The sequence below is a fragment of the Salipaludibacillus sp. HK11 genome (assembly GCF_047795645.1).
In the GTDB taxonomy this organism is placed as follows: Bacteria; Bacillota; Bacilli; order Bacillales; family Salisediminibacteriaceae; genus Salipaludibacillus.
The window spans coordinates 3,281,921-3,305,669 of sequence record NZ_CP181045.1 but is presented as its reverse complement, the minus strand read 5'-3'; the positions used below and the strand labels follow the sequence as shown (position 1 = coordinate 3,305,669).

Sequence of the window (23,749 nt, the reverse complement as noted above, 5' to 3'; positions counted from 1 at the left end):
AAAAAAAAGGGTTGCAATATATTTATTATTAAGTATAGTAAGTGATAGTGATTATCATTATCACTACATTACCATTTTTAGGGAGGGAATACAATATGAAAATGAAATATCAAAGTTTCATAAAGTTCTTTGTTTTGTCTGTTATTCTTATTTTTTCGCTAGCTGCTTGCAGTAGTGATAGTGAAACGTCTGTACAGCAAGAAACCAATACGGAAGAAGAACAGACTGAAAATGAGAATGGTGTCGATCAAAAAATTGTTACCCATGCAATGGGTAACACAGAGGTTCCGGATAACCCGGAGAGAATTGTTGTATTAGATAATGGTGCTCTAGATAACCTTTTAGCAATGGAGGTTGAACCTGTTGGTGCTGCATCGATATTTTTGGATGAACCGTTTATGTCCTATCTTGAAGTTCAAACGGAAGAAATTGAAAATGTTGGCACAGTAGACGAACCAAACCTTGAGTCAATTGCAGCAGCAAATCCTGATATTATCCTGGGGAATAAAGACTTACATGAAAAAATTTATGATAAGCTTTCAGAAATCGCTCCAACTGTTCTTACTGAAGCATTAGGTTTAGATTGGAAAGAAGACTTACAAATCCAAGCTGAAGCAATTGGCAAAACGGAAGAGGGCGAGGATCTAATTGCTGATTATGAAAAACGGGTGGAAGAATTTAAAGCTGAAATGGGAGATGAACTGGAAACAACTGAACTATCTATCCTCCGTCCTAGGGCTGATCATGTTCGAATTTATCTCTCGGAATCTTATAGTGGTCAATTTATCGAAGAACTCGGATTTCCTCGTCCTGCTGCTCAACAAGAGGAGACTTTCGGTAAAGAGGTAACGGAAGAACAAATTGCTGATTTAGACGGGGATGTTATTTTTTGGTTTGAACGTGATCCTGAAAATATTATAAATACGAAACTAAAAGAAGATCCATTATGGGCAACACTAGAAGCAGTACAAGCAGATAAAGTTTATGAGGTATCGCCTGATACATGGTTAAGTGGCATGGGAATTCAATCACGAAACCTTATGTTAGATGACGTTAATCAATATTTAGTGAAATAATAAAAAGGGTTAATCTTTCTTTTGAAGAGAGGTTAATCCTTTTTATTTATCGTTATTTTTTGGCTCGTATCGAATGCAGAGATTGTATTAAAAGGTGTGGAAAACCCATGACTTCTTGAAGATCCTTTAGTAATTGATTATTTCCTTGTAGTGGTCTTTTGGCATTTTTAGGTAATTAGTAGCAGTGATATTTAGAAATTATCTAGTTATTAAGGAATGGATATCATTTTTAAAATAGTACTAATTATTCAAATTAAACAAATATGAAAGTTTATGATTGTAATATCTGTAATAATTTACTAGAGTTATAATTGATAGTGATTATCATTATCAATTAGGTAATAATAATATATTCAAAAAGGGGGGATTACATAACGAAAAAAATTCAATAAAAAGTTGATAGGAGAGGGTTCTTAAAACTCTATTAGCGCAAAAACTGATAATCATTATTGAACATGGATGTGTCTTGCCAATTTACTTGTTAAAAAGTTGAACGTTAATTTATAACGATAAAGTGAGGGGATTAATTTGCATAAGATTCTATTAAAAAGTAAGAAAACGCAAGCAGTTTATAATTCGGTAGTAGGTTGTGTGGGTCATACACCAATGGTCATGCTAGAAAGGTTATTTCCCGAGAGAGGACTAGAAGTTATTGCAAAATTGGAGTATATGAATCCCGGTGGTAGTATGAAAGATCGTCCAGCGAGATTTATTATAGAACATGGTATTCAGGATGGAATGATAACATCCAATACTCATTTAATTGAAAGCACTTCCGGTAATCTCGGTGTTGCAGTTGCAATGGTCGCAAGGGTTTATGGAATAAAATTTACTTGCGTTATTGATCCAAAAACAACAAAAACAAATGTGAAAATTCTTGAACAATTAGGAGCTAATGTGGAGATGGTACAAGACCTTGATGACCAAGGTGGATATCTAAAAACTCGAATCCAGAAAGTAAAAGAGCTTGCGAATAAAATACCTAATAGTTTTTGGTTGAATCAATATGCTAATCAGCTTAATTGGCAGTCACATTATTATGGAGCCAGCAGTGAAATAGCGGAGGAGCTAAGTGGGCCGATCGATTGTCTTGTTGCAGCTGTAAGCACATCGGGTAGTATTATGGGTTGCGCACGGCGCCTTCGTAAAAAGCATCCGAATCTTAAAGTTGTTGCAGTGGATGCTGTCGGATCGGTTATTTTTGGAGCTAAACCTGCTTCCAGAGAACTTCCAGGAATAGGATCGAGCCGAATTCCAGAAATACTTAATCGGGACGAGATCGATGAAGTTGTTTATGTGAGTGATAGGGAATCTGTACAAGGATGTCGTGACCTTTTATTCTATGAGGGGATTCTTGCAGGGGGTTCCTCTGGATCAGTAGTTGCTGCCATGCAAAAATTGCTACCAACATTACCTGATTCTTATCGTATCGTAACGCTTCTTCCGGACAGAGGGGACCGATATATTGACTCGGTTTATGATGATGATTGGGTTTCCAAGCTAAGGGATTAGAACTAGTTTATACGTTATGAGTAGTTAAAAATCCCATGTGAATACAGAAAGGAGTTACATTACGTGTTAATAAATACAGAAAGAAATGAACAGAAAGAGGTTCCTTCTCTTATTTATCTAAATAAACGCGACATTATTGAGTTAGGAGGAGACAGTTCAAATATTTACGTAGAAGCGATATCCGATGTACTAGAAAAACATGCGCGGGGGGAATATGTTCAACCATTAAAACCTTATCTTCGGACTCAGGGAAAGGAAGGGCATATCGCCGACCGTATCATTGCCATGCCAGCTCACGTTGGTGGTGAAGAGGCAGTCTCAGGGATTAAGTGGATTGGAAGTAACCACCTTAATCCGACAAGAGGGTTGGAAAGAGCAAGTGGTGTTATTATCTTGAACGATCCTGAAAGCAATTATCCGATAGGAGTCCTGGAAGCAAGTTTAATTAGTAGTATGAGAACTGCTGCGGTAACAGTGGTTGCTTCTCGTTATCTTGCCAAAAAGGGATTTAACCATGTTACAACGCTTGGATGCGGTTTGATTGCAAAAACACAAATCTTATCAATGTTAGAACAATTTCCGCAAATAAAAACGATTCATCTGTTCGATTTAAACCGAGAGTTAGCTGGGCATTTAGCTGTTGAATTAAAAGAGCGCTATCCTACTGTAGAATTTGTAGTTAACGATTCCGCGGAGATTGCAGTTAGACAAGGGGAAGTGATCATAACATGCACGGTAACTGACAAGCCCTATCTTGAATACAACTGGCTACAAAAAGGGGCATTTATTAGTAATATATCAATCATGGATGTACATAAGGAGGTATTCTTGAAAGCAGATAAGGTCGTAGTTGATGACTGGGAGCAATCAAATCGGGAAAAGAAGGTCATTAACCAGCTTGTGGTTGACGGAACTTTTTCGAAAGCACAGTTGCATGCGGAATTGGGAGAAATCTTAATTGGCAAAAAGTCAGGTCGCGAAACCGATGATGAAATTATTATTTTAAATCCAATGGGTATGGCCATTGAAGATATTGCGTGTGCACAAAGAATTTATCAAAAGTCACTACTAGACAATGTTGGAATAAAGTTGAGTTTATATTAAAACTTTTCAAAAGATACCTTCTGACTCAAAACTACCATATTTGGAAAATCAACGGTAGCATATGTTGCTCAGTTAGGATGTTCCGAGTGTAGGTTGAGCAAGGACATGTTTTAAGAGAAGTACAATAAGCAGTTGGATCTTCGCTCATTCGTAACGGATGTAATTTTGACAGTGGATGCTACTGTTTATCTATCGATCTGAAAAGGACGTGAAGCTATGAAGATGCCATTAGAAAAATCGATTCGCTCTGATATTTCTCATTTAGCACATCAAGAGGCAGTCACTAGAATTCTTAACACGTATTTACGTGAAACAGGTGACTATGATCCAAGAATTAAACTAGATGAAATCGATTATTATCCTTTTCAAGCCGAACAAGGAAACATATTTATTGTAAATTGTACTAAGACAGCTACCGCTATCGTAGGAGTATTTACTTATTGGTCGCAAGGAGGACACCACGCCTACGGTACTAAATTTTATTTACAGAAGACAAACAAATCAACTTTTATCCCAGCTGATTATCGCCAAGTGATAGCTTGCGTCCTTGATGAACTGGCATACTTGGAGCCCGATGAAAAGATACGTTCAAACAAACGTGAAAATATGTTGAGAGCAATCGGTAACAGTATTACAAAGACAGAAGCGTACCTCCAAAATTTACAAGTAAACAAGAAGGTAGAAGATCGAACATTTAATTTTTTACGTTCTGAACAGTCATTATATTACGGGCATCCTTTTCACCCTGCACCTAAAAGTTCAGAGGGATTTTCTAACGAAGACATCGAAAAATACGCGCCTGAGTTTGGGGTTTCTTTTGCCCTTCATTATTTTGCCGTTTCCCCAGAATTAATCCGAGAGGAATGGATCGGGGAGGAAGGAGAAGGTATCGCTGAAAAAGGCATTCCTGAGAAGGTTCAAAGAGAAGCCAAAAGGAAATTGACAGCTGAGCAAAAAGATTTTAAGTTACTTCCGTGTCACCCGTGGCAAGCCAATTATTTATCTAATTGGGAGATGCTTATTCAGCTGATGGAGCAACAAAAGGTTATTGATCTCGGCCCTTTGGGAAACGTTGTTTCTCCTACTTCGTCAGTCCGAACGGTTTGGGATCCTAATCATAAATTTATGTTTAAATTACCGTTAAATATTAGGATCACAAATTTCATAAGGGTTAACACATCGGAACAAATTAGACGATCGCTGGATGCTGGAAAGCTAATTGCAGCTTTACGACAAGATGTTGAGCATGAAACTATCGGTTTTTTATTGGAATATGGATTCCGAACGTTATTACTTCCTTACTCATCTGAGGCTGACAAGGAACATGCGACGGAAAGTTTTTCCGTGCTTTTTCGGGAAAATTCAGCTGATTTCCAGCAGGTAGATAGCCAAATATTTGTTGTTGGGTCGCTATTGGAAATTCCACTAGGTGAAAGTGAGCCTTCATTATTTTCGATCATGCGTCAAAGCCAACAAGGGGAGACGCCAGACATTACAAAATGGTTGCTTAAATACCTCAATATTACGATGATTCCAGTTTTGACGCTGTTTGCTGAAACTGGTGTAAGCCTTGAGGCACATGCACAAAATTCGATGTTAAAGATGAACAATGGTTGGCCTGAAAAATTTTACGTGAGGGATTTGGAAGGCATCAGTATTGATAAAGAACAAGCTGAAGAGAAAGGGTGGATCGGTCAGCTGATTTCAGAAAACAGTCCGATTCTTTATAAAGAAGAAGAAACCTGGCAACGGCTAAATTATTATTATTTCGTCAACCACCTCATTCATATTGTTCACACTTTAGCGAAATATAGTGGAACCGATGAACTTGTGTACTGGCAGGTGGTAAGAAATCTCTTGCAAGAAGTAGAGAGAGAAAGCATTTCCCTTCGGTTAAAAAAATACATCAACCATTTATTGAACGACAGGACATTGGCTGCAAAGGCGAATCTGATAAGTCGGTTCCAAGCAAGAGGAGAAACACCGTTATACGTAAATATCCCGAATCCAATTTATAGCTGCGAGGAGAGATTATGAGTGATGAATTAGAGGTGACATTAGATAGTGTTGCGAATGCTCTCGATTCAGTACAATTTGTCCATGTCCGGAGGCGTATTTTCCGTCAGTTAATCGAATCATTGATTTACGAAAATATCATTGAACCGGAGATAAACAAATCAGAAGGCAGGAAAGAGGTATTTCATATCAAAGGATACGATGAAGCAGGAAATATCCTTTGGTATGTGTGCAGCGGCCAGCGTAAGTTAAGTTTTGATCGGATACGATTATCGAAACACCGACCTGTGATACGGGTTACAGGAGAACAGAAGAAGGAAGCAGATTCTTTAGCTATTTTTTTACTGGAGATTGCTCCTTGTATGAAAGAAAAACCAAAGAGGCTGCAACTATTCATGGAAGAGATTAATCAGACTTTGTTAAAAGATACAATCGCTCAATATCGTCGACATAAAATTAAACATGCTAAACAAGAGAAGGAGGATGAAAGCGAAAGAGGCTATGATGAACTCGAGGGAGATGTCATGGAAGGTCATCCGTATCATCCTTGCTATAAATCGAGGGTAGGTTTTGACCTGATAGATAATGAAGCATTTGGACCTGATTTAAAGCCGAACTTCAAGTTGATTTGGATCGCATTAAATAAAGATTATGCTAAGGTGTCGACTTCTGATGAAGATGAATATACAGCATTTATTCAAAAGGAATTGGAATCTGTGACTTATGCACGCTTTGAAAAGAAATTGAAAAAGCAAGGTGGAAATCCTGCGGATTACGTGTTTCTTCCGATTCACCCGTGGCAATGGAGAGAAAAGGTGTTAATGTTATTTTTTGAACAAATGAGAGCGGGACAAATCATCTTATTAGGTGAAGGCGAAGATAATTACCGGCCTCAACAGTCCATTCGCACGCTAGCAAATCAAACTTTCCCCCAGAAGGCGTACGTAAAACTTTCGTTAAGTATAACTAATACATCATCAAGCCGTGTTTTATTGCCTAGGCACGTCCGAAATGGGCCAATTGTTTCCGGTTGGCTGGATGAATTTTTGAAAAAAGATGATTATTTGCGGGAAGAGTTGGGTCTTGTGTTTTTAATCGAGCGAATAGGGATTTCCTATGATTATGATACTCTTCCAGAAATTATTCGCGAGAAATCCTATGGTGCTTTAGGAGTCATTTGGCGCGATGATGTTTATCGATACCTTCGGCCGAATGAAAAGGCAATTCCTTTCACATCTCTGTGTCATATTGAAGCTAACAATCGTCCTTTTATCGACTCCTGGGTAAAGGAATACGGATTGGAAAATTGGCTGAAGCAGGTACTGCAAGTTTCATTACCGCCATTACTCCATTTGTTATATGCACATGGGGCTGCAATCGAAGCTCATGCTCAAAACATGATAGTAATCCACCGCCAAGGAATACCAGTCAGATTGGCCGTTAGAGATTTCTCAGGAGGGGTGCTCTTTTACAAAGAAAAGGATCCTGATCCGGACCTTCCAGAAACGGATCAACCAACAGAAGTGAGAAACGTTTTCCATAATGCTTTCTTTTTTATTAATCTTGCTGAACTATCGATGTTTTTGGAGGAACAGTATGACTTGGATGAGTATCTATTCTGGTTGCTTGTAGTGGAAGTAATTAGATCCTATCATCAGCAGTTCCCTCATTTAAAGAATCAGTTTAAAAGGTTTGATTTATTTCAACCAACAGTGGAGATAGGTCAGTTAACTAGGCGGAAAATAGTGGATCCGATAGATAAAGGAGATCATAAAGTCGCCAATGTTCTTAACCTTTATGATTCTATTTAGGTAGTGCTGAACAAGTCTAGTTCAAGAAGAAAGGGTGTTATTGCTAGGAAGTATGAGATGCCACTTCCATTGCTTGCTTTACGCGGATTGATAAGCCTACTCAAGCTGGCGCTTTTGTGGGGCTTATCAATCCAATGGGAGGTAAGAAATCTACTGATATTCTTCCCCCTATTTATACAACTTAAAAGTGCGAGGTGACAAGATGAGTAGAGAAAATAATGAATTGCGACAGAAAAACGATTCAGGGACGACTATGAAAAGATCGGAACAACAATTATTTCAAATTGAATCGGCTCTCCAGTCGACACATTTTATCGACGTGCGGAGAAGAATTTTTCGTCAATTAATCGAATCGATGATATTTGAGGGATTAATAGAACCGAATGAAACCTTCTTGGCAAACGAGCAAGTAGAATACAGAATAAAAGGTCAGGATACCGCGGGTAATCACATTTTTTATACGTGTTTGGGTAGACGTAAAATTAGTTTTGGCAGGATTCGCTTATCCAGAGACTTTCATGTACAACGAGTGGAAAAAGGCAGAGAAGAGGAAGCCGAATCTTTAGTCATCTTCTTACATGAAATCGTTCCATTTCTTTCGGAAAGAGCGAAAAAGTTACCAGAATTCATTGAGGAAATTGAACAAACCTTGTTAAAAGATACGATGGCTCAATATTATCGTCAGCAAGAAAACCGTAACAAGGATGGACAAGGTACACGAAATATGACCGATCGAACCTATGAAGAACTGGAAGGAGATGTTTTGGATGGACATCCGTATCACCCCTGCTATAAATCGAGGATAGGTTTTGATTTATTGGATAATGAAAGATATGGTCCCGATTTTAATCCTAAATTCAAACTTATTTGGGTTGCTGTTGAAAAAGAATGCACGATTTCGTCGTTATCAAAAGCGATTAACTATCCAGATTTTATTAAAACGGAACTGGGCATAGAGACGTTTACACGGTTTGTTAACAAACTGGAGGATCGGGGAAAAAATTCAGAAGATTATTTGTTTATTCCGATTAGTCCATGGCAGTGGCGAGAGCATACTGTAAGTACATTTTTTCAACAACTTCAATCTGGGCAAATGGTGCTGGTAGGCGAGGGGGAAGATGAGTATCAGCCACAGCAATCAGTACGAACATTGTCTAATCAAACATCAAGGAGGAAATCGCATGTCAAAATAGCATTAAATATCACAAATACTTCGGCAAAACGAATCATTGGTACCCATCATGTGGAAAATGCCTCGCCTGTGTCTGATTGGTTAGAATCAATCAGGCTGAAAGACAAGTACCTCCATGAGGATTTAGAGTTGATATTTTTGAAAGAAATTCTAGGCGTTTCTTTTGATTACGAAATTCTACCAACTGAACTTCAGAAAAGAGCATATGGAACACTGGGCGCAATTTGGCGAGAAAGTCTCCACAGCTACCTTAAAAAAGATGAACGGGCAATTCCTTATACGGCGATATGTCACATTGATGCAAGTGGTCGTCCTTTCATTGATCCGTGGATTCATGAGTATGGCCTGTATAACTGGGTAAGACAAGTATTAGAAGTGTCGATACTTCCCTTGATTCATCTATTATACGGACATGGGATTGCAATGGAATCTCACGCACAAAATATGGTGCTTGTCCATCGGAACGGAATCCCAGTACGTCTGGCACTCAGGGATCTTCCTGGAGGCATTCGTTATTATACTGGTGGCTTCGTGAAACAGTCACTTCCAACGTTTAGTAGCATAAATAAAAACCATGGGAACCATAGCTTATCGATGGGGACAAAAAAGGGAGTTGAGGTAAGGGATTATTTGCTTGATGGATTCTTTCATATCAATCTTGCGGAATTTGCAATGTTTCTGGAAGAACAATATGGACTTGAGGAAACAATTTACTGGGAAATCGCTGGAGAATTGATTCGGGCTTATCAACAGCGGTTTCCGGATTTCAAAGATAGATTTGAAATGTTTGATTTGTTTGAGGAAACGATCGAAGTCGGTCAATTAACTATTCGACGTTTGTGTGGAGAAGGTACCAAAAGAGATCATGATGTAAAAAATCCACTTTCAAAATGTTATGTAGATCATCCCAAAGACTCAGAGGTGTAAAAATGGAACAATTGATAGAGGTCATAAAACAGAAGAAAATCGATGATAAGCAACCTGTGTGTGCCTTTTATTACGACATTGAAAAATTAAGAAAGCACCTTCATAATGTTGTAAACGCTCTTCCGGAGAATTGTCACATGTTTTATGCGATGAAAGCGAACTCTGACCAACACCTTTTACAAGTAATCAGCGAGTACGTACACGGTTTTGAAGTCGCATCACTCGGTGAGGTAAAAAAAGCCAGGGCAGTTCATTCAAAAATTCCGATTATTTTCGGTGGTCCGGGAAAAACAGATGAAGAAATCCTAGGGGCTATGGAGTACAATGTCAAGTTGTTACATGTAGAAAGTATACACGAGCTACAGCGTGTAGAGATGATTGCAAGTACTTTAAATAAACACGTTTCCATTTTGTTACGGATCAATTTAAGAGGGCCGTTACCTTCAGCGACGCTGCAAATGGCAGGAAGACCCACGCAATTTGGGATTGATGAGTCGGAGATTACAAATGCGATTGAGATGGCAAAAATGTGCGAACATATTCACTTAAAAGGATTTCATCTTCATTCAATCTCCAATAATTTAGATTACGAAAAGCACTTACAACTGATCGGTCATTATTTTGAGAAAATAGCAGCATGGAATAAGACATATCATCTTGATGTTTCTTACCTAAATGCTGGTGGAGGGATCGGAGTTAATTATGCCGATTTGGATAATCAGTTCAAATGGGAGGATTTTACAGCAAAATTGCCAGATTTGATGGGGGATTTCGGTAGTGGATCCCGCAAGTTAATTTTTGAGTGTGGTCGGTTTTTGACAGCCCACTGTGGTTATTATGCTGTGGAAGTTTTAGATATTAAGGAGAATCATGGAAAACATTTTGTTATTGTCAAAGGAGGGACTCAACATTTTAGACTTCCAGTTTCATGGCAGCACAATCATCCATTTGATGTTGTACAAATCACTCAATGGGACTATCCGTTTAAAAGAAAAGCGTTAAGAAGCAGTGAAGTAACGATTGTTGGTCAACTGTGTACGCCAAAAGATGTATTTGCACGGAATGTTTATGTCGAAAATATTAGGATAGCAGATGTGATTGTATTTCGATATGCTGGAGCCTATGGCTGGGATATTTCTCATCATGATTTTCTTAGTCATCCTCATCCAGAACATATCTATCTAAGGGATGATCCAGTAGTCTAAAGGGGGGATTAATGTGGAAGATGTTTTGTCATCATTAACATTGGTAGCTATTCATCAACTTTGCTTTCATGAAGAAGAGGAACCTTTTCGGCTAATAAAAACTGGTGAAAAAATAAAAGAAGATAACTATTTAAGACATCCTATTTTAGTTACTCCGATGCGTAATGGGCGCTATCTCGTCCTAGATGGTGTCCATCGTTGTGGTGCCCTGAGCGGAATGAATTGTAAAAGAGTGCCAGTGCAAGTTGTTAGACGTCACGAGTTTTCATATGGATCTTGGAACCATCTTGTGCCAGCAGGATGTTGGTTACCGACGTTATTTAACGATCCTTGTCTTCCGTGGACGGACAAGAAAGAAGAGAACCCATTCATTGAGGTTGTTGAACATAGCGGACGAAGAAATTATTTGTATTTAAACCAAGTACAGCATGAGTGGCTTCATGTATGGCATAAAACTACATCCAGCTATAGTAACAGAGAGGAAGTGACAAGGCTTCCTCCTGAAGCGGATGATTTAGTGGAGACAGGGAAAGTATTGGTAAAGTATCAAATGGTAGCATTTGATACTTTGGTGGAACTAGTAATGAAGCAATGCGTTTTCCCGGCTGGTGTCACGCGATTCCATGTCAATGGTCGATTGTTAAATTTACAAATTCCTCTTCATTTGTTAACGGAACAGCAATTTCAGATTGCTGAATGGAACAAACTTATTCTGTCATGGAAAGAATCCTTACGTATGTATACAGAAAAAGTATACTTATGTGAAGGATGACCAACACGTTGGAAACTCACGTGGAAGTTTAAACGAAGATAAATAAGTGGAATTATAAAAACACCTTCATAAATGTTACTTTGCTAAGATGGACTCTAACGGGAGTGTTTTTGTATGAGTGAAAAAAGTAATAATCTTATTTCTTTATAGCATCTTATTTTTTCCAGTCATGGCTATTGTACAAGCGTGTATAACTGAACGTTCTGAAGAAACGATTACTCAAACAAATTATGAAAAAATAGGAGCAGGCGTCGAGAAACTATGTACGGATATACTTGTTAGACTCCGAAGATTTAATGACACTATCGATAAATTGAGCTAATATATTTGCAGAGTGACTAACCTTTGTGCGTGAAATTAAAGACTATTTTTAAAAGCCTCGGATTGGTGTTTCGATCATATGAGACCAGCATATTTGACAACGAATGCTTGTCCTTTCAATACTGCCTAGCTCAGCTAATATACCGGCGCAGAAAACCGATCCTATGCCTAGAATAGTCAGGAGCGTTACCACTTCCGCCCCCCTAAGATTCGTACGTGTGCCTTTTATGGTCACCGTATTTACGAATAGGGGGATGACAAGGAAGTGGTTATTTAAAATGTTATGGATTTTGAAAGATAAAAGAGCTTAATTTTCTCCGTCAGCAGGTATTTTCAATAAACAGGCATGATTGTTAAGCGGATAAGTTAACAGGGTATATTGTTTTAATTTTTAGGATTGACTCTCATAATCGTTCCGCATGGATCAGAAATCCAGTACCCCTTTGAGTTCTCGTGTTTCTCCACGTCGTCTCTTCTATTAACGTGACCTCACCTAAATACTCTGTTGCAGTTTTTACGTTGTTCGTCTGAATTTCCAACCATACATCTTGCTGAGAATAATTATCCATCCAGTCCAACCAGGTGTTGTGTTGTTACCAAATTGAAAAGCATGAGATTCAGACATGAAACCCAAATAGGGCAGATTTATTACATCTTTATATAAAAATGGACCGTTTCGTCATACTTGAATTTTAGAATTTTTATAGCAAGGTTATTTCCACCTTTAAAGTCTACACATTTCATTTCCATTTACATGGTATGTCAACACTAAATCAAACAAATTTTTAAAGGTTCACGAACTTGTATTCAGTAGGTGTTAAGTAATCTAATGACCCATGAATTCGAATGTTGTTAAACCAATGAACGTAATCAAAAAGTTCCAGGTCAAGTTCGTGTTGGTTAGCGAAAACCGCCCCGCGAACAAACTCCGTTTTGATTGTCTTAAATGTGGCTTCAGCGACGGCATTGTCATGTGGTGTTCCTTTCTCACTCAATGAACGTTTGATATCAAAGGTTTTTAGTGCCTGATCAATGAGTTTGTTCTTAAACTCACTACCTCGGTCTGTATGAAACAATTCGAGGCGATGAAGATTGTATTTCACCGAGGCGAAGGCACGCTGAACTAACTCAGCACTTTTATGAGGACCTGCGCTATAGCCGATAATTTCACGATTATATAAATCTACCAACACACAAATATAATGCCATTTCTGCTGCACTCGAACGTATGTTAAATCACTCACAATCACTTTGAGTTCCTGATCCTGTTCAAACTCACGGTTTAATACATTACCGGTTTTTGACTCATTACACGTCGTTTTTCTAGGCTTATATTGGGCAACAGTATACTTTGAAACAAGACCTTGCTCTATCATGATACGGCCAATTCTGCGTCGGGAAACCGTCCAGCCAAGTTTTCCAAGTTCTTTCTTGATCTTTCTCTGACCGTAGATATTTCGGTTGGTTTGAAAGATATCAACGATCAATGTTGTCAAATCTTCGTCTTGGTTATCACGTATTTTCGCTTCATAATAATACGTACTTCGGGCAAGTTGTAGGACGGCGCACATTGCTGATACCGAGTATTTGTGACGGTTGTTTCGAATCACATCTACTTTCGTCCCATGATCAGCGCGGCTTGCTTTAAAATATCATTCTCCATTTCAAGCTTTTGATTTCTTTTCCTTAGTTCGATCAACTCTTCCTGCTCAGGCGTGCGGTTATCTTGTTCTTTGAACGAGCCACTGTCCTGGTGTTGCCGAACCCATTTGTCAAAGGCAGATGGCGTCAACTCATATTCTTTGATAATTTCAGCTCGAGGCTTTCCAGATGCATGCAACTGAACAATTTGTTCTTTGAACTCCTTAGAAAAGCTTCTTCTTACTCGTTTGGTCATATTTCATTCTCCTCGGTTATTTATTTGAACCAAGTCTAACTGACCTTAACTGATTTGTCTAATCAAGTGTAACCTATCCAACACACCTACCTGTCTTTTATTTTTTGGGGGTTACTATACTAAGTGATAATAACATCTTAACAAATGATTCAGTTTCTTATAAATTGCTATTTTAAGAAGTATAACTCCACTTGAGCTTTAAATGTAGCGCTTGATGTTCTAATCATCTTTATTTTCAACTGAGAATCCAATATCATCTGAAATAAAGAATCAAGTCGACTGTATATACAACATCCAAAATACAAAGGTGAATATAAAGTCCACTTCTGTAAAACAGATGACGGAGCAGTTCTGACGCCTGTCACTTCCCACTTTTTGTCGAATAAAACCGAAGGTTCGTATGTATGGATTGCATGGCTGTATGTATGATTAAAAATTTGAGTTTTAATAAGATCTAGCTCTTTGTAAGAAATGTCATAGTAAAAAGACAGAGCTTGAAGATGGTGGTTTTGGGAAGGTACCTAAAAATTGAAATATAGATGAGTAAGTAGATTGGTGGCGAATCATAATTATGTTATAATTAGATCATAATAATGATACAAGGAGATGGTGTTATGCCTCAAATTCGTCCGATAAAGGATTTAAGAAATACAATGGAAATCTCTGAACTTTGTCACGAAAGTCAAGAACCGCTTTTTATCACAAAGAATGGTTATGGAGATTTGGTTGTCATGAGTATGGAAACTTATGAGAAATCTTTAGCGAAGTTAGAATTGTACCAAAAGTTAGCAGAAGCAGAAGCACAAATTAAAAATGGAGAAGAACTTATAGATGGAGAAGATGTCTTTAAGGATCTAAAGAATAAACATGGAAGAAAATAAATACGCCATGAAGATTACACCAAAAGCATTTGAAGATTTAGATGAGATTTATAGCTACATCTCTACGGATCTTTACAATAAAGGTGCTGCTGACAACCTCATGGAAAAGCTTGAAACGAGTATCATGAGACTAAAGGAATTCCCTTTTTCCTGTAGTTTTGTAGTAGATGAAATATTAAAAGAAAAAGGTTATCGTAAGCTCATCGTAGAAAATTACATTGCATTTTATCTAGTCAGAGAAGAAGAGAAGCAAGTTGTTGTCATGCGTGTTCTTTATGGCAGACAAAAATACCAAGATCTTATTTAATACAGTGTCCTCTTAGGTTATGGTGATCCCACTCAGCTCTACCCAACCCGGAGTAAGAATCTCTTATAGCAAGGATACAAGGAATTGTGGAATAAAGAAAATTGGGTATAGCGAAATTAAAGGTATAGGCATACCATGGATACTGTAGAAGAGCGCGTATGGAGGTAAACTGATGGAACCTAGAAGGGTGAAACGTTCCAGTGAAAGTGAAACAAGTTGGTCGTTCAGGTTGGGAAGGGAAGGTATAGGTGTGTAGATGTCTTCGTGTGTGTTTATGGCAACGGGGACTTTTTCAGAAAAAACAGCGCTTGACTTATTACCATTATTTCGCGGTGCGAAAGTTGAGTTAATTACAATAGTAAAACTAAAAAATATGATGATTTTAAGTTTAAATAAGGGAGGTAGGATATTGTTAGTAAAGTGTATATCACAAAAAGGGTACTTGCATGAACCAAATATGGTTAAGGATGGTTATACTGATCTTACTGATTATAATGAGATTTCAAAAGATACATGTTATTTAGTGTATGGAATTATTCATTATGGTGGAGGTTTTAGGTATCTTTTATTTGATGACTTTGAAATGACGTATTGGTACCCTGCTGAACTATTTGAAATAGTAGATTCATCTACACCAGCAAATTGGTATTTTAAGTTTTATGAGCATGATGCAGATGCTGTTAGTGCAGTATGGGGATACAAAGAACTTTTATCACCTAGTCATATTGATGGGTTAGGTGAACTCGAAGATAAACATGTACAAATTTTCTTAAAAGCAAAAGATGAGACTTACAAAAATCTAGAAACAACCGGAGGAAACAACCGGGGGGACGGTTCTTGCGGTCGAAAAAGAACTGTGGCTTTGAATTTATTATTATTCACCTCACTAGTTAAGAAAATCTGGTGCAGACCACCACTAATCTAAAGTGTATGTTGAATCATTTGAAGATTGCAATGGCATGGTGCGGGGGATGCGCTGAATCCCCCGCACCGTTAGATTATAATTATCCTTTTTGAGAAAAGCGATGAATGATGTGAGCGGTTCGATATAGTTGTCTTCTGATGATTTTCGGTGATACGTTGATGGTGATTTTTTCACCGTTTTTAAAGGTAATCAAGCATTGATTGGAAACTTTGGGGACGGGGCAAATCGTATGGATGTACTCGTAGAATATCCAGTGGCAGTGAAATAAGCTGGGTGAGCATGTTGGGAAGGTATAGATACCGTCGTGAGTGTTGATTGCGACGGGAACTTTTTTGTAGATGGCAAGTTCATGCATGGCAGCCAAACGCCTGCCATCATAAGAAGAGCCACCTTTGAAACAAGCTAGTTTGATAAGATCGAGAGGTTTTTGATTGATATAATAGGTCGCGTTCTCCTCAATCACGATCGTTCTGTAATCGGTATGAGCAGCGGGAAGTAAAGCCATTGTGCGTTTGTTAATGATATAGTCGTTCAAAATAATGAAAGATTGTTCGGTCATTTTTATACACTCCTAGTAAGATTATTGGTAGATATTTTTTAGAGAGTTTGGTTTATTGTTAGCGGAATTTCGGTGTAAGCGCTTGATTTCATTCGTGCGGAGGTTTATCACATCGTTTCCATCGTTTGATATTTATGTTGATATAGAAAATAAACGGATATTTTCTATGGAGTGGTACACAGTGTGGATAAGATTGGAGTTTGAGTTTTTATGCTCAATAAATCACAAATATTTTTATAAATAACTGTCGTTAAATTCGTTAATAAATGTAATAAGAAACTTAAGGTAGATAGAAGTAGTTTTCAAGAAATCAGGTAGCCTTCACTCATCTAGGATTAAATATTAAGATATTAAAAAATATAAACCTTAAATTATATTCTGAAAAACTAGTTGACTAATTATGAGTTTTAGATTATATTATTTTAGTAATGTAATTATTTTCCTTTGATATTAATATCTGTAATTTTTGGAGGGGTGCCTAAAAGAGTAAAGTACTGATATCAAAATTATAGTATTAAGCTATTTAAGAGAATTTAATTTTTTCTTCGTTCTCAAACACCAATGAAAATCTGATTGTAGCTAGGGGAGTGAAATTAGTAACCCCATATTTATTTACAATTCAGTATGACACGGAAAATTTAAAAGTTAAGATTGCTGTTTTAGATAGTGGGTATTAAAAAACGTCAAGTTTTAAAAGAAGAAGTAGCTGGGCCATGCGGTAAGATATGAAAGTCTTTCAGATAGCGACAAAGTCCTGTTAAAACTCCAGTAGGAGATCTGAAGCCGTTCGTATGACACGTTAGTCATTCGGCTTTATAATTTCAAGATAAAATGTATTTTACTGTGAAAATTGAGGCGGTACTAATCGTTGAAGGGCATGTGGTATGTTCTATGAACGATGAAATTAATGATTTTGATTGGACTGTCGCACCTCAGCAATTAATAGAGCTTCTTGATGATACCTATAAAAAGAGTAACAAATAAAAAATATTTGAAGTCAACTATAACAGTGGATAGCAAGCTCATCAGAATACATCAAGAAATACCTACCTATTATAGTCTATAGACTATGAAAGTAGAGTTAAGTATATAATTTTACTGTTTCAAATAATTAATTACAAATAAAATAAAGATAATATTTGGAGGTTTAGTATGAGAAAGTTCACAATAAGTTTTGCAACAATGTTAGTAGCTCTAAGTATTATAGCGGATAAATCTATAGCTTCGGATGAACACTTAAATTCAGTAGAAGTGGAGAATGTTTTAATAGAATATGGCTATGAATCTGAAGATTTAAATTATTATACTGATGAAAATAAACTAGAACTTGCTGAAGTAATACTAGAAGATCCGGAAAAATTGGAAGTTAATACCACGTATGTAACTGTTGATAATGTTGCTACTATAGAATATTACACAAATACAAGCGATGAAGAATTATTTGCTAACGGAGCTACAGAAGAGGAGATTGATTTAATTAGAGAAAAGCTTAAGAAACTCTTAGAACAGCCTGTTGAAGAAATTAAAGAAAATTATAATTTATCCAATGGTGAAGTAGGCTTAATTAAAAATGCCGTTGAAGAAAATCCAAACTATGTTGCACCAGAAGATTTTGGTTCTAAAGAAGTTACAGCGTCGGCACAAATAGCAACATCAAAACTAAGTTTTACCCAATCAGTAAAAAATAATTCTACCTCTACAAAACCAAATTATAAAGTTACATTAAACCATAACTGGAAAACTCCATTTTTCTTTGATATTGTTTCTGACAATGTTGCAGCTGCCTGGGGCGGAAATCTCGATGTGAAAGGAATTAGTGGATTAGTATTTTATAATAAAGGAGATTGGTATAGTGGTAAATTTGGTTCTGGAATAGGTTCGGTTGCACCATCATCTACTGTTACACCAAATAAAGGAATTGTTTTTTCGTTTAAACAAAAGCTAACTGGACGAAACCAAGCGAAATCTGGAACATATAATTTCACTGTCTTTCAAAATAAAAAAAAGGGATACTCGACATCTCTTGTTTCCCAATATGCCCATAAAAGAATGACTGTTTCAAATATATCTATTTCAAAAACTCCAACTATTACAATTGGCACGGGAAAAGATGTTTCTGCACAAAGAAAGGCAAATATAAATTATTAACAAATGTGTAGTCTTCCATTTTCACAGAAGGTGGAAGGCTGCACATTTATTTTAAAGGAGAAAGAAATGAAGGGTACGGGAATAAAATATATTATATTTAGTATTGCGGCATGTATTGTTATATCCTCATTCTACTTGTTAATATTTAAAAGTGATGCTACAAATTCTAGTGGGTTAGATTTAGATATAAACAGAAACCAGTGGGCTCTTTTAAATTTTGGTCAAGATGTTAATGGTGAGAAAGGGATTGAAGGTTATGATATAAATGCGCAGGAAGTATGGGAAATAACAAAGGGAAATAAAGATGTTTTAGTAGGTATTTTAGATACTGGAATTGAGTCGCAAAATCCCGTTATTAAAGATAGTATTTATGCAAACAAGGAAGAAAGAAAAAATGGTAAAGATAATGACGGGAATGGGATGATTGATGACATCAATGGTTGGAATTTTTATGATGATAATAATAAAATTTATGAAAGAATGACTCTAGACTACCATGGTACTTTTATCGCATCTGTAATTGCTGGTAAACATACTAAAGAAAATGAAGTATGGGGAGTAGCTCCTAATGTGACAATTGTTCCATTAAAGTTCATGAGTGGAACAGCAGGAAATATGAAACTTGCAATAAAAGCAATAGATTATGGATATGATCTTGGAGTTCGAATATTTAATGTCAGTTGGGATACTTTTGAATACGATGAAGACTTATTTCATGTTATGCAGAAGTATGAAGATGCTATCTTTATTACTTCATCAGGTAAAGGGAAAAATAATATTGAACAAAATCCAGTCTATCCATGTAGTTTTGAATTAAATAATGTTATTTGTGTTTCTGCGGTCGACAGTAGAGGTAATTTAGAAACATATTCTGGTTATGGTAAAGAATTGATATTTGCCCCAGGAGCAAATATTTATGGTATGTTACCTGAAGGTGAATATGTTTTTTCTGATGGAACTTCTCTCGCTACAGCACATGTTACTGGTATTGTAGCATTAGCTATGAGTTTAAATCCTAATATATTAATTAATGAACTAACGACTATTATTAAAGAAAGTAATTTACAAATAGAGTTAGAAGATCAATCTATTGAGATAATCAATTCCAAAGAGGTTCTAGATAAAGTAGATAACACTAGGTAATCTATAATAATAAGAGAATGAGGTGGAATATGTATTTATTATTAATAGTATCAGGGATTCTATTTCTAATTTTACAATTTGTATTTGCTAAGAAAAGGCTTAAAATAACTACATTCTTTATTGCATTGTTTTATACAATTCTAGTTGTCTATTTTTTAATTACTGGTATTGAAGTCTTATTAATTTTCTTACCTTTATGTGCTTTATTGTATTGGATATTGTTTTTTTGGTCATTAAGGAGTAGAGCATAACTGTTGAGTTTAACCGGTGGTAACCGGTGGGACGGTTCTTGCGGTCGAAAAAGAACTGTGGCTTTGAATTTTATTATTATTCACTTCACTAGTTAAGAAAATCTGGTGCAGACCACCACTCCGCTAAAGTTCATGTTGAAACATTTGAAGATTGCAATGGCATGGTGCGGGGGATGCACTGAATCCCCCGCACCGTTAGATTACAATTACCCTTTTTGAGAAAAGCGATGGATGATGTAAGCGGTTCGATACAGTTGTCTCCTGATGATTTTCGGCGATACGTTAATGGTGATTTTTCACAGTTTTTAAAGGTAATTAGGCATTGATTGGAAACTTTGGGGACGCGGCTAATGTTACGTATGTACTCGTAGAATATCCAGTGGCAGTGAAATAAGCAGGGTGAGCATGTTGGGAAGGTATAGATACCGTCGTGTGTGTTGATCGCCACGGGGATTTTTTTGTAGATGGCAAGTTCATGCATGGCTGCCAATCGTCTGCCATCATAAGAGGAGCCGCCTTTGAAACAAGCTAGTTTGATAAGGTCGAGAGGTTTTTGATTGATATAATAGGTCGCGTTCTCTTCAATGACGATCGTTCTGTAATCGATATGAGCAGCGGGAAGTAAAGCCATTGTGCATTTTGTTAATGATATAGTCGTTCAAAATAGTGAAAGATTGTTCGGTCATTTTTATACACTCCTAGTAAGATTATTGGTAGATATTTTTTAGAGAGTTTGGTTTATTGTTAACGGAATTTCGATGTAAGCGCTTTATTTAATTCGTTCGGAGGTTTATCACATCGCTTTCTATCGTTTGATATTTATCTAAACATAGAAATTAATAGATACTTTCTATGGAATTGTTGTAGTGGGGGAAGAAGATTACAATGGCTAATGATGCTCAGTTATTCACAAATTTGTTTGAAATTCAAAATCATCGAGATCGTTATCATGAACAGTAATTATATTTGGAAAAGTGAGAGTATAAAAAAGAAAAGAGGTTTGATTTAGTGGAAGAGGAAAGTGGAAGGTGTATTGTAAAGTTATTTTGATAAATCGTGAGCGATTTTTAACAATTCATGGGCTTCCATATTTAGCCCAATACAAATTTTTTCGAGGTTTAATATGGTAATGTTAAGTTTACCGTTATCAACTTTTCCTATGTATTTGTGTGTTTGCCATCGAGTTGAGAATCCCCGGCAAGGTCCTCATGCGACATTTTTTTGCTTTTCGTGCATGGCGAACCGCTCGGCCAAAACCTATTATTAATTCACTATCGTGAGATTTATCCATAAATAACAAGCCCCTTCTGACTCAATTATTAAATGGATTTTCTAAACCTACCACGTCATATATGACACCTTTTGAAATAAATTTTATTGGGATTATTTAAGCCAATCTAACTTTTATATTTGATGATCTGTTATTAACAAGAATAAAAAGGGACACCAATTGCAGCGTAAGGAGCTACTAATAGAACTATTATTTTATGAATAGATCAAAAGCCAACAGAAAAATACTTTCTGTTGATTGTAAGTTGAGTCAAAGGTAGTGGCGAACTACCGAAATTACACTGTCTTAGGCAAAGTAGCGTAGCACTGTTACTGTGTGCACATTATTGAGAATCAGGGTGATTTTTAGGAAATTATTACAAATTTAAGTTGTAATTGGAATAATTATGTTAACATGATACTAGAAAATACAAGAGTATGTGATTTTTTCACTTAATGGTAATGGGGAGAAGAGTTCAACAATGATTTGTAACCGAAGATAGTCTTTGAAAGAAAGGGGATTTCAAAATGTCAATTGAAGTAGGAATTATAATTTTAATAATAGTAATAGCAATAGCAATAGCATGCATACTCAGTGTGAATAAGTCGAAAAAAAGAAAACTTATTGTGTGGGGACTAACTACAATGTTAGCAATAGCACCTTTGCTCTCGTGGTTAATCAGTATTTCTTATGCAATTAGTGAAGGTAGTGGCTGGGCGGGAGTTGGTTTAATGTGGATTTTGCTCCCACTTTTACTTTTGGTTGGTCTTGTGCTTATTGTCGCGGGATTTCTAGAATAGAGGAAATAGAAGCTATCGTGAAGAGTTGTTCTCAAGGAGAGTAGCCCATCTTGTGATAGTTCAATGATATACAATGGTAATTTTAAAGGTGAAGTAAAAGGTCAAAACTCCGCATAACTGGCTAAATTTATACGCAATACTCAATTTGTAATCTCCTGTTAGCATTAACAATTCATCTTTAATCACCGAACGTTTAAATTCTGTCACTTGAATCATCCTCCGTTTTTATTTTCGTCTTTCACTGGATAGGTACCTACGAAAAAAGAAAGAAGGGAAGGTATTATGAATAGGTGGACATAAATATCATTTTTCATAGGTGAGTTCGGAAAATCGGACTTAATGAAGGTGTCACTACCCCGATTATGTAGTATTATGTCGAAACAATCGAAAGGTAGTAGGAATAACTATAAACAGCGATGCGTGAAGAACTCTTCACGCATCGCTGTTTATTTGTTTTTTGGAACCCTTTTACAGTTGGTAGATGCAATCTCGAAATAGATTAAACGAAGTAATTAAAGTCGTCTCATTTAATGCGTTGAAAAAAATAATTAATCCCACTCCTTTTCATCCTTACAGATCGTTATGATGCCATTTATATCATTAATTTCTAAAGTATTTGCAATTTTTTAATATGTTCAAGTTGGATTCGTTATCTTTTGCCATTAGTAATTTCGCTAAGGGGAGACTTTTCGAATCCAACCAGAAGAACCGTCCCTCTGGTTGCCCTCTGGTTGCCCTCTGGTTGCCCTCTGGTTGGGAAAACTCGTACTCATAAGCGTACAAGATTTGATTTGTTATGGTGTATGATTTAGATATAGGACGGAATGTGTAAAAGGGAGGGGCATCTTGCAAGATCGTCTGTTAGCTGATTTAAACAAAAAATGGATCTTGAATGACATGAAGCTTCGCGTGATTAAAGTGGTGTGTAATTTAATTGATGATGAGTGTTACATGAAGAGTGATGCAATTGTTCCGTTGTTAGAAGTGGTTGAGTTAATGGAACAACAAGAAAAAATGATTGATCCGAAAACAGTTGATAGAGGTGACCATCTAGATAATGACTATGTAGTGCATGAAAAAACACATGCAAGATAGCGGTGGTGCACTATCTTGCATGTGTGACGGAAATCGTATTATTTGCTGGTGTCTCTGTTAACAATCGACGCAATGAATTTTCCTAGATATTCTCTTTCTTCCTCAGATAACTTCTGAATGTTTTCGATAATTGAATGAATATCTGGTGGAAGGGCGGAGGTGTCTCCAAAGAAATCACTGAGAGAAACTTCTAAAACGGTACAAATCGATTGTAATCGATCGAGTGATGGTGTCGTTCTACCATGTTCAATATCGCTTAAATATGGCTGTGAGATAAATGCTTTTTTCGCTAATTCGGTTGATTTTAGTTGTTTTGCTTTCCGAAGGTTTTTAATTCTATTTCCTATTTGCATCATTATCACCTAAGTATATTATAGAATTCATCTTTATCGAAAAGAGGCTAAATAAGTCAAAATATATCGTAAATAACGATATTTACACTTGAAATATAATCTATATATGATATATTTAGTTTGTCCTTGTTAGAAGTACATGATACAGGGACGTAATACTGCTTTTCTATCGATCTGTTATTGG

General features: G+C 36.6%; 21 protein-coding genes. 16 read left to right on the top strand and 5 right to left on the bottom strand.

Annotated features, from left to right (window positions below; genetic code table 11):
• Window positions 1–95 precede the first annotated feature (95 nt).
• From ACM26V_RS15595 to ACM26V_RS15555, 9 genes are all read left to right on the top strand, one after another.
• Complete coding sequence (locus ACM26V_RS15595; protein WP_416147649.1) at window positions 96–1,076, top strand: ABC transporter substrate-binding protein; 981 nt, start codon at window positions 96–98, stop codon at window positions 1,074–1,076.
• 606 nt (window positions 1,077–1,682) lie between these two features.
• Window positions 1,683–2,588, top strand: coding sequence for a 2,3-diaminopropionate biosynthesis protein SbnA (gene sbnA / locus ACM26V_RS15590; protein ID WP_416151891.1), 906 nt, complete (start codon window positions 1,683–1,685; stop codon window positions 2,586–2,588).
• A 69-nt stretch (window positions 2,589–2,657) separates the two neighbouring features.
• Window positions 2,658–3,692, top strand: a complete 1,035-nt coding sequence (gene sbnB, locus ACM26V_RS15585; protein ID WP_416151890.1) for a 2,3-diaminopropionate biosynthesis protein SbnB — start codon at window positions 2,658–2,660, stop codon at window positions 3,690–3,692.
• Between the two features lie 216 nt (window positions 3,693–3,908).
• Window positions 3,909–5,729, top strand: coding sequence for an IucA/IucC family protein (locus ACM26V_RS15580; protein ID WP_416147648.1), 1,821 nt, complete (start codon window positions 3,909–3,911; stop codon window positions 5,727–5,729).
• Window positions 5,726–7,519 carry an IucA/IucC family protein gene (locus tag ACM26V_RS15575; protein WP_416147647.1) on the top strand — a complete coding sequence of 598 codons (1,794 nt, stop codon included), beginning with the start codon at window positions 5,726–5,728 and terminating at the stop codon, window positions 7,517–7,519. Before ACM26V_RS15580 ends, ACM26V_RS15575 begins: the two co-directional genes overlap by 4 nt.
• A 202-nt stretch (window positions 7,520–7,721) precedes the next feature.
• Window positions 7,722–9,638, top strand: coding sequence for an IucA/IucC family protein (locus tag ACM26V_RS15570; RefSeq protein WP_416147646.1), 1,917 nt, complete (start codon window positions 7,722–7,724; stop codon window positions 9,636–9,638).
• Between the two features lie 2 nt (window positions 9,639–9,640).
• Window positions 9,641–10,843 (top strand): type III PLP-dependent enzyme, encoded by a 1,203-nt coding sequence (locus tag ACM26V_RS15565; protein WP_416147645.1) that lies wholly within the window; start codon window positions 9,641–9,643, stop codon window positions 10,841–10,843.
• 13 nt (window positions 10,844–10,856) lie between these two features.
• A complete protein-coding gene (locus ACM26V_RS15560; protein ID WP_416147644.1) occupies window positions 10,857–11,615 on the top strand; it encodes a ParB N-terminal domain-containing protein in 759 nt (252 codons plus the stop codon).
• A 118-nt stretch (window positions 11,616–11,733) separates the two neighbouring features.
• Window positions 11,734–11,937 (top strand): hypothetical protein, encoded by a 204-nt coding sequence (locus ACM26V_RS15555; protein ID WP_416147643.1) that lies wholly within the window; start codon window positions 11,734–11,736, stop codon window positions 11,935–11,937.
• Window positions 11,938–12,340: 403 nt separating this feature from the next.
• Here ACM26V_RS15555 and ACM26V_RS15550 read toward each other — a convergent pair whose 3' ends face one another.
• Window positions 12,341–12,505 (bottom strand): hypothetical protein, encoded by a 165-nt coding sequence (locus ACM26V_RS15550; RefSeq protein ID WP_416147642.1) that lies wholly within the window; start codon window positions 12,503–12,505, stop codon window positions 12,341–12,343.
• Between the two features lie 216 nt (window positions 12,506–12,721).
• Window positions 12,722–13,833, bottom strand: a protein-coding gene (locus ACM26V_RS15545) for an IS3 family transposase (RefSeq protein ID WP_416147641.1) whose coding sequence is annotated in 2 segments (ribosomal slippage) — window positions 12,722–13,584 and window positions 13,584–13,833 — 1,113 coding nt in all. Because the reading frame shifts where the segments join, the coding sequence is not laid out codon by codon here.
• Window positions 13,834–14,447: 614 nt separating this feature from the next.
• On the opposite strand from ACM26V_RS15545, the gene ACM26V_RS15540 reads away from it, so the two are divergent.
• From ACM26V_RS15540 to ACM26V_RS15530, 3 genes are all read left to right on the top strand, one after another.
• A complete protein-coding gene (locus tag ACM26V_RS15540; RefSeq protein ID WP_416147640.1) occupies window positions 14,448–14,714 on the top strand; it encodes a type II toxin-antitoxin system Phd/YefM family antitoxin in 267 nt (88 codons plus the stop codon).
• A complete protein-coding gene (locus ACM26V_RS15535; RefSeq protein WP_416147639.1) occupies window positions 14,701–15,021 on the top strand; it encodes a type II toxin-antitoxin system RelE/ParE family toxin in 321 nt (106 codons plus the stop codon). The genes ACM26V_RS15540 and ACM26V_RS15535 overlap by 14 nt, the downstream gene beginning before the upstream one ends.
• Before the next feature lie 268 nt (window positions 15,022–15,289).
• Entirely contained in the window at window positions 15,290–15,946 is a 657-nt protein-coding gene (locus ACM26V_RS15530; RefSeq protein WP_416147638.1) for a hypothetical protein, read from the top strand.
• A 79-nt stretch (window positions 15,947–16,025) separates the two neighbouring features.
• Here the strand turns inward: ACM26V_RS15530 and ACM26V_RS15525 are convergent, their stop codons facing one another.
• Window positions 16,026–16,505: a competence protein ComK gene (locus tag ACM26V_RS15525; protein WP_416147637.1), complete on the bottom strand. Its 480-nt coding sequence runs from the start codon at window positions 16,503–16,505 to the stop codon at window positions 16,026–16,028.
• A 1,152-nt stretch (window positions 16,506–17,657) separates the two neighbouring features.
• On the opposite strand from ACM26V_RS15525, the gene ACM26V_RS15520 reads away from it, so the two are divergent.
• The gene (locus tag ACM26V_RS15520; protein ID WP_416147636.1) at window positions 17,658–18,653 is read left to right on the top strand and encodes a hypothetical protein; all 996 of its coding nucleotides are present in this window, start codon (window positions 17,658–17,660) and stop codon (window positions 18,651–18,653) included.
• Window positions 18,654–18,719: 66 nt separating this feature from the next.
• A complete protein-coding gene (locus ACM26V_RS15515) occupies window positions 18,720–19,796 on the top strand; it encodes a S8 family serine peptidase (protein WP_416147635.1) in 1,077 nt (358 codons plus the stop codon).
• A gap of 381 nt (window positions 19,797–20,177) precedes the next feature.
• Here ACM26V_RS15515 and ACM26V_RS15510 read toward each other — a convergent pair whose 3' ends face one another.
• Complete coding sequence (locus ACM26V_RS15510) at window positions 20,178–20,678, bottom strand: competence protein ComK (RefSeq protein ID WP_416147634.1); 501 nt, start codon at window positions 20,676–20,678, stop codon at window positions 20,178–20,180.
• A gap of 1,166 nt (window positions 20,679–21,844) precedes the next feature.
• Between ACM26V_RS15510 and ACM26V_RS15505 the strand changes: the two genes are divergently transcribed.
• Together ACM26V_RS15505 and ACM26V_RS15500 are read left to right on the top strand one after the other, a co-directional pair.
• Window positions 21,845–22,117, top strand: coding sequence for a hypothetical protein (locus ACM26V_RS15505; RefSeq protein ID WP_416147633.1), 273 nt, complete (start codon window positions 21,845–21,847; stop codon window positions 22,115–22,117).
• An 846-nt stretch (window positions 22,118–22,963) separates the two neighbouring features.
• On the top strand, window positions 22,964–23,212 hold the full coding sequence (locus ACM26V_RS15500) for a hypothetical protein (protein ID WP_416147632.1): 249 nt from the start codon (window positions 22,964–22,966) through the stop codon (window positions 23,210–23,212).
• 38 nt (window positions 23,213–23,250) lie between these two features.
• Here ACM26V_RS15500 and ACM26V_RS15495 read toward each other — a convergent pair whose 3' ends face one another.
• Window positions 23,251–23,568 (bottom strand): helix-turn-helix domain-containing protein, encoded by a 318-nt coding sequence (locus ACM26V_RS15495; protein WP_416147631.1) that lies wholly within the window; start codon window positions 23,566–23,568, stop codon window positions 23,251–23,253.
• Window positions 23,569–23,749 lie beyond the last annotated feature (181 nt).